The sequence below is a fragment of the Thalassospira sp. UBA848 genome (assembly GCF_002295455.1).
In the GTDB taxonomy this organism is placed as follows: Bacteria; Pseudomonadota; Alphaproteobacteria; order Rhodospirillales; family Thalassospiraceae; genus Thalassospira.
Genome location: NZ_DBGS01000125.1, coordinates 3992 through 9211 on the forward strand (window position 1 = coordinate 3992; position 5220 = coordinate 9211).

The 5220-nt window shown below is 55.0% G+C and carries 8 protein-coding genes and 1 tRNA gene; 5 read left to right on the plus strand and 4 right to left on the minus strand.

The window, feature by feature from the left end; all coding sequences use genetic code 11:
• The first annotated feature begins 227 nt into the window (after positions 1–227).
• Entirely contained in the window at positions 228–422 is a 195-nt protein-coding gene (locus B2R48_RS20380; protein ID WP_414716198.1) for a type II toxin-antitoxin system HicA family toxin, read from the plus strand.
• A 117-nt stretch (positions 423–539) separates the two neighbouring features.
• A complete protein-coding gene (locus tag B2R48_RS17260; protein ID WP_297002974.1) occupies positions 540–935 on the plus strand; it encodes a type II toxin-antitoxin system HicB family antitoxin in 396 nt (131 codons plus the stop codon).
• A gap of 91 nt (positions 936–1026) precedes the next feature.
• Here B2R48_RS17260 and B2R48_RS17265 read toward each other — a convergent pair whose 3' ends face one another.
• A complete protein-coding gene (locus tag B2R48_RS17265; RefSeq protein ID WP_297002976.1) occupies positions 1027–1692 on the minus strand; it encodes an NAD(P)-dependent oxidoreductase in 666 nt (221 codons plus the stop codon).
• A gap of 38 nt (positions 1693–1730) precedes the next feature.
• Positions 1731–2642, minus strand: a complete 912-nt coding sequence (locus B2R48_RS17270; RefSeq protein ID WP_297002979.1) for an EamA family transporter — start codon at positions 2640–2642, stop codon at positions 1731–1733.
• A 169-nt stretch (positions 2643–2811) separates the two neighbouring features.
• Here B2R48_RS17270 and B2R48_RS17275 point away from each other — a divergent pair, with 169 nt between their 5' ends.
• Positions 2812–3318: a MarR family winged helix-turn-helix transcriptional regulator gene (locus B2R48_RS17275; RefSeq protein WP_297002982.1), complete on the plus strand. Its 507-nt coding sequence runs from the start codon at positions 2812–2814 to the stop codon at positions 3316–3318.
• 1 nt (position 3319) lies between these two features.
• Here the strand turns inward: B2R48_RS17275 and B2R48_RS17280 are convergent, their stop codons facing one another.
• Positions 3320–3502 carry a hypothetical protein gene (locus tag B2R48_RS17280; protein WP_297002984.1) on the minus strand — a complete coding sequence of 61 codons (183 nt, stop codon included), beginning with the start codon at positions 3500–3502 and terminating at the stop codon, positions 3320–3322.
• A 154-nt stretch (positions 3503–3656) separates the two neighbouring features.
• Positions 3657–3746, minus strand: a tRNA-Ser gene (locus B2R48_RS17285).
• Positions 3747–4095: 349 nt separating this feature from the next.
• Here B2R48_RS17285 and B2R48_RS17290 point away from each other — a divergent pair.
• Together B2R48_RS17290 and B2R48_RS17295 are read left to right on the plus strand one after the other, a co-directional pair.
• The gene (locus tag B2R48_RS17290) at positions 4096–4401 is read left to right on the plus strand and encodes a hypothetical protein (RefSeq protein WP_062956860.1); all 306 of its coding nucleotides are present in this window, start codon (positions 4096–4098) and stop codon (positions 4399–4401) included.
• Positions 4402–4528: 127 nt separating this feature from the next.
• On the plus strand, positions 4529–5220 hold a 692-nt coding region (locus tag B2R48_RS17295), incomplete at its 3' end, for an NADPH:quinone oxidoreductase family protein (RefSeq protein ID WP_297002987.1).

Consider the following 5220-nt stretch of genomic DNA (forward strand, 5'->3'; position numbering starts at 1 on the left):
GCCCTTGATGAAGTCTTTGCCCGGATCAAGGCGTCGTCAAGCAGTTAGCGACCGGGAATGTGCACTTTACACACTTTTGATTGACAAGGAGCATGTCAGTGTGTAAAGTGCACACATAAAGACTCGCAAGAAGTTCGAGTGGAAAGCCGTGAGTCATCAAGGGTTGTCAGAGAGGGTAATCGCTATGGGTTTTGTAGGGCCAAGCAATAAACTGGGTAGTAAACAATATGACTATACCGAGCAGAGAGATCGTTTCCGCTCTGTTAAAGCATGGCTGGGAACACGTCAGGACAGAAAGTAGTCACTGGCATTTTAAGAAAGAAGGAAACTCTAACTTGTTAACGGTGGTGCATCCCCGCAAGGATAATCCTATTCGTTATATCAAGAAGTTGGAGAAGCTTTCTGGGGTGCCACTCCTGTAATTGGCGCTTCGAAATTGGGGGGAGAGGCGCCTAAGCGCTTCTCTTTCCGCCTCTAAACACAACTTAACGGAAATGTGCAGGCCCCAGAATGCACATTTCATCAAAGGGAAATATGACATGGAACGCAACTACGCCGCGTTCATCCTTAAAGACAGCGATGGTTACACCGTTGTCTTTCCGGATTTGCCTGGTTGCATGTCTGCTGCTTCGACATTCGATGAAGCATACAATAATGCTCGCGAAGTGCTTCCGGCCTATCTGGATACGATGCGCGCCGAAAACATGGATATTCCAGAACCCACACCGTTCGAGAATGCCGTAGCTGACCCTGAAGACACCGACGCTGTTGTCGGTAAACTTCTGGTTCCGGCTAAAATGCCGGGTCATATGGTCAGAACTAATATCACGATTGATTCCTACCTTTTGGAAGCGATCGATAGAATTACGACAAACCGTTCCGCGTTCTTCAATGAGCTTGCGGAACAGGAAGTTAAACGCCGGATTACGGCGTAAAATAAAGCCCCTTAAAGTTTGCATGCAAAGCCCGCGTCACAATTGACGCGGGCTTTTTAGTATTCGTCGTGTAACGACTAGTATTCGCCAATTACGCCGCTTCAGCCTTGTTCTGATACCCCACTGTCAGGCGTTGCTGCCCGCCATTGCCAGCGTCAATCAGATCAACCATCGCATAGCCGAAATCGGCATAGGAAATCCGGGCAACCCCGTCGTGATCGGGGATCAGTGTATCGGTGCCGCGCACATATTGTCCGGTCAGCGGCCCCTCGATCAGCATCGCCGGCGGGCGCAGGCAGGTCCATTGCACATCGTCATACTGATCAAACAGCGCATCCTGCTTCGCACAGGCCTCGGCAATCGGGCGGACGGCATCGGGCAGGAAGTCCGGCGCGCTCAGGACCGTATGCTCGCTGTTATCGGCCAGTTTCAGGCTCGCGGCCCCACCGGTCAGGTAAATCGGGGCTTTGGTTTGACGTGCCGCGTCCAGCAAAACCCGGCTCATCTCAACCAGCAAACTTTCTGATCCGCTGATCGGGCGAAGTGCGCAGACCGCCACATCATGGCTTGCCATCAGCTCGGCAACGCGGTCCGGCTTGGCCAGCACATCAACGCTTTCGCGCGCGACGCTATCAGGCACATCGGCCAGTTTGTGGATATTGCGCGCAATCGCTGTGACGCTATGGCCGCGTTTTAGGGCTTCGTGCAGGGTGGCGGTACCGACATCACCGGTGGCGCCAAACAGGACAATCTTCATCGGAAGTTTCCTTTATATATGTGTGGGGCGTTGTGTTTTTATGTGGTGCGCGGGGCAGGTTCGTTGATCGCGGCTGGTGCTGGTTCAGCCACTGGTGCAGGCGCAGGACGCGCTGCCCGCTGACCCAGCCAGATACTGACCAGCACCACAATCACGCCTGCCATCTGAAGCGGGCTCAGGGCCTCGCCCAGGATGATCCAGCCCAGCAAAACCGCACTGGTCGGGCTCAAAAAGCCAAAGCTTGTCACCGTCGTCGGGCCAAGGCGTGCGATCCCGCGGAACCACAGGTAATAGGTCAGGGCCGCCCCGATCAGACCGAGCCACACCAGACCGGCCAGATTGGTTACGGTCGGGACCGGGAGGCCGGGCTCAAGGATCAGGGCTACCGGGATCATCAGGATCCCGCCCGCGGTTAATTGCCAGGCGGCAAAGGTCAGCGGTGATACTGGCGGCTGCCATTTGCGGGTCATCACCGTACCGGCTGCCATGGATGCCGCACCAAAAAGGGCGGCGGCAATGCCAATCGGATCAAGGCTGCTTGTCGGGCCAAGCACAAGCATCGCGACCCCGATCAATCCCGAAATTGCCGCGATAACACCCAGAATCGTAATGCCCGATCCAAGGGCGAAGCGGGCCAAAAACAGCACCAGCAGTGGCTGAATCGCGCCAAGTGTTGCTGCCACCCCGCCGGGCAGACGATAGGCTGCGACAAACAGCATCGACCAGAACACTGCGAAATTAAGCGCACCCAGAATAAATACCCGTGTGCGCCAGCCGGCGGGTGGCAATTGGCGGACTACAAGCAACAAAATCAGACCGGCAGGCAGCGCGCGCAAAAGGGCGACGGTCAGCGGAAAGCCATCGGGCAGCATTTCCGTGGTGACGATATAGCTACTGCCCCAAATGATCGGGGCAAGTGCGGTGAGGCATAAATCAGTTGTTCGGTTCATGGTGGCATCTCCATTTATCTTGACATCAAGATATATTCAGAAATCTTGACGTCAAGATAAAATTTCGGCAAGAGCTAGAAAGATGTTAATTCCTCCTGCGGATTTGCGTCGCGTATCCGCACAATTCCGGGCGACCGGAACGATCATGTGAATAGTTTGGACCCTGACCATGGATAAAGTTGATCGCATTCTTGCGCAGTGGCGTCGTGAAAGGCCTGACCTTGATGTCACCCAAATGGGTGTCATTGGTCGGATAGGTCATCTGCGCAGCCATTTGAGTGCTGCACATGAACGTGTTTTCAAAAAATACGATCTGTCACTGGCAAGTTTTGATGTTCTGGCAACCTTGCGTCGGTCCGGCCCGCCCTATGCGCTTAGCCCGTCAGAACTCATTGACTGGACCATGGTGACATCGGGCACCATGACCAACCGCCTTGATCGGCTGGAAAAGGCCGGGCTGATTACCCGTCAACGCAACCCCGAAGATGGTCGCGGCTTTGTCATTGCCCTGACTGACAAGGGGTTTGAGCTGATCGACGCTGCCGTTACAGAACATGTCGCCAACCAGCATCAGATACTCGAAGCACTAAACCCCGAAGAGCTCGACCAGCTTGACGGGCTCTTGCGCAAATGGCTGGCTGCGATGAATGCGGCCGGGGATTCAGAAAACAGCTAGATCAGTCATAAAAGACACCCGGGCTCAAAAGCTCAAAGCCCGCGATTTCAAACTCATACATGCCCGACCCATCGGCCTTTTCGGCCCGGGCGATCAGCTTGCCATCCGCATTGCGAAAGACTGCGTGCGCTGTATGCAGGGCGCGGTAACAGTGGCTGCCGTCAGGATAAAGGTACTTGATCATCATGCCTCCGTGCAAAAGGACATCATGAACAAATCCCCCTGACAGCCTGCTGTCAGGAGCCCCGCCAAAGACATTGTATGTCTGAGTATTGCTGGCGCCACATTCGGGGGGCAGCTGGTCGTTTTGTATGCTTGGAAGAATGCTTTCTGGTCAATGGCAGAGAGGAGGGGATTCGAACCCCTGAGGGGCTTACACCCCAACACGCTTTCCAGGCGTGCGCCTTAAACCACTCGGCCACCTCTCCACATGCGATCTTTGATATATCGCGAAAGCGGGCGGACATTAGCCGAGACGCCCGCGCTTGACAAGGCCCAATAAGCCTCTTTTTTTACTTTGCTGAAATCGCCGCAAATGGGCCTGTGGCGCGGGGTGTTTACCTACGGTTTAACCGCCTGAAACCTTTGGCAATGAAGGGGTTGCCATAATCTTTACTTCTTGTTGATGTCTCATCCGTAAGGTTTGAGGTCAGGATTTCCAATCGCTGTGTCGGCCGGGGTACGTCATGTGCCCCTTTACGGCGGCGGCAAAGACCCGTTAGGGTTCGGGTGTTTTTTGCTAATATACCGACCCTGACAGGTAGTTTGGAGAGGATAATGTGGTTTTTCCGGGCGTTGGGATGGATCCTGTTATTTGCCAGCATCGCCGTGCTGGTTGATGATTCCATCACCGCGCTTCAGACAGGCAGTTTTCGACTGGTCGCCGCAGGCGAGCTCTGGTATCGCCTTGATGCTGGCAGCCTCAACCTGCTGCAATCGGTCGTTCAGCGCTATATCTCTGTGTGGGTGTGGGACACGATCTTTGTGCCTGTCCTCCTTGCGCCAGCACTTGTCGTCCTGTTTGTGCCATCCGCGATCCTTCTTCTGCTGACCCGCAAACGCAAGCGTCAGCGCATTTTCTGATATACGGCTTTCCCGATTGATCGATCCGTCATTTGCGTGGCGGGTTTAGTCCTTTGTCGCCTTGTCTGCAGCGGGCCCAACCGCCAAACTGCCCGAAACCAACACAACAACAGGCAGGAAAATCGGCATGAAGGCGTGGATCTGCGACGCATTTGGCGAAGAACCGCAATGGCGTGATGTGCCCGATCCGGTGGTGCAACCCGGTCAGGTTCTGATCGATGTCGCAGCCTGCGGTGTCAATTTCGCCGATACCCTGATCTTGCAGGGCAAATATCAAAAGCGCCCCAGCGGCCCTTTTTCTCCGGGCTTTGAAGTCAGTGGGACCGTGCGCGCCATTGGGGATGGCGTGACCAATGTTAAACCCGGCGATGCGGTGATGGCGATGCCCGACTGGGGTGGTTACGCCGAAATGGTTATTGCCGATGCCAGTCTTGTCATCGCCTTGCCTGATGGTGTTGATGTCAACGATGCTGCTGCCTTTCAGATTGCCTATGGCACCAGCTGGTTTGCGCTGAAATATCGCGCAGACGTCAAGCCGGGCGAGATTGTTCTGGTTCATGGGGCAGCTGGCGGGGTTGGCCTGACCGCGGTTGAATGCGCCAAGCTTTTGGGCGCGACAGTTATTGCCACGGCGGGCGGTGCGGATAAATGCCAGATCGCTCGCGATCATGGCGCAGATCATGTCATTGACTACAAATCCGAAAATATCCGTGACCGGGTGCGTGAAATCACGGCCTCACTTGGGCAGCCCAAAGGCGCAGACGTGGTTTATGATCCGGTTGGTGGCGATGTCTTTGATCAAAGCCTGCGCTGTGTTGC

Bases quoted from the DNA above. Each gene is read 5' to 3' on its own strand.
- B2R48_RS17270 (WP_297002979.1), bottom strand. From the start codon at position 2,642: ATGAACCGAACAACTGATTTATGCCTCACCGCACTTGCCCCGATCATT.
- B2R48_RS17265 (WP_297002976.1), bottom strand. From the start codon at position 1,692: ATGAAGATTGTCCTGTTTGGCGCCACCGGTGATGTCGGTACCGCCACC.
- B2R48_RS17275 (WP_297002982.1), top strand. From the start codon at position 2,812: ATGGATAAAGTTGATCGCATTCTTGCGCAGTGGCGTCGTGAAAGGCCT.
- B2R48_RS17290 (WP_062956860.1), top strand. From the start codon at position 4,096: ATGTGGTTTTTCCGGGCGTTGGGATGGATCCTGTTATTTGCCAGCATC.
- B2R48_RS20380 (WP_414716198.1), top strand. From the start codon at position 228: ATGACTATACCGAGCAGAGAGATCGTTTCCGCTCTGTTAAAGCATGGC.
- B2R48_RS17260 (WP_297002974.1), top strand. From the start codon at position 540: ATGGAACGCAACTACGCCGCGTTCATCCTTAAAGACAGCGATGGTTAC.
- B2R48_RS17280 (WP_297002984.1), bottom strand. From the start codon at position 3,502: ATGATCAAGTACCTTTATCCTGACGGCAGCCACTGTTACCGCGCCCTG.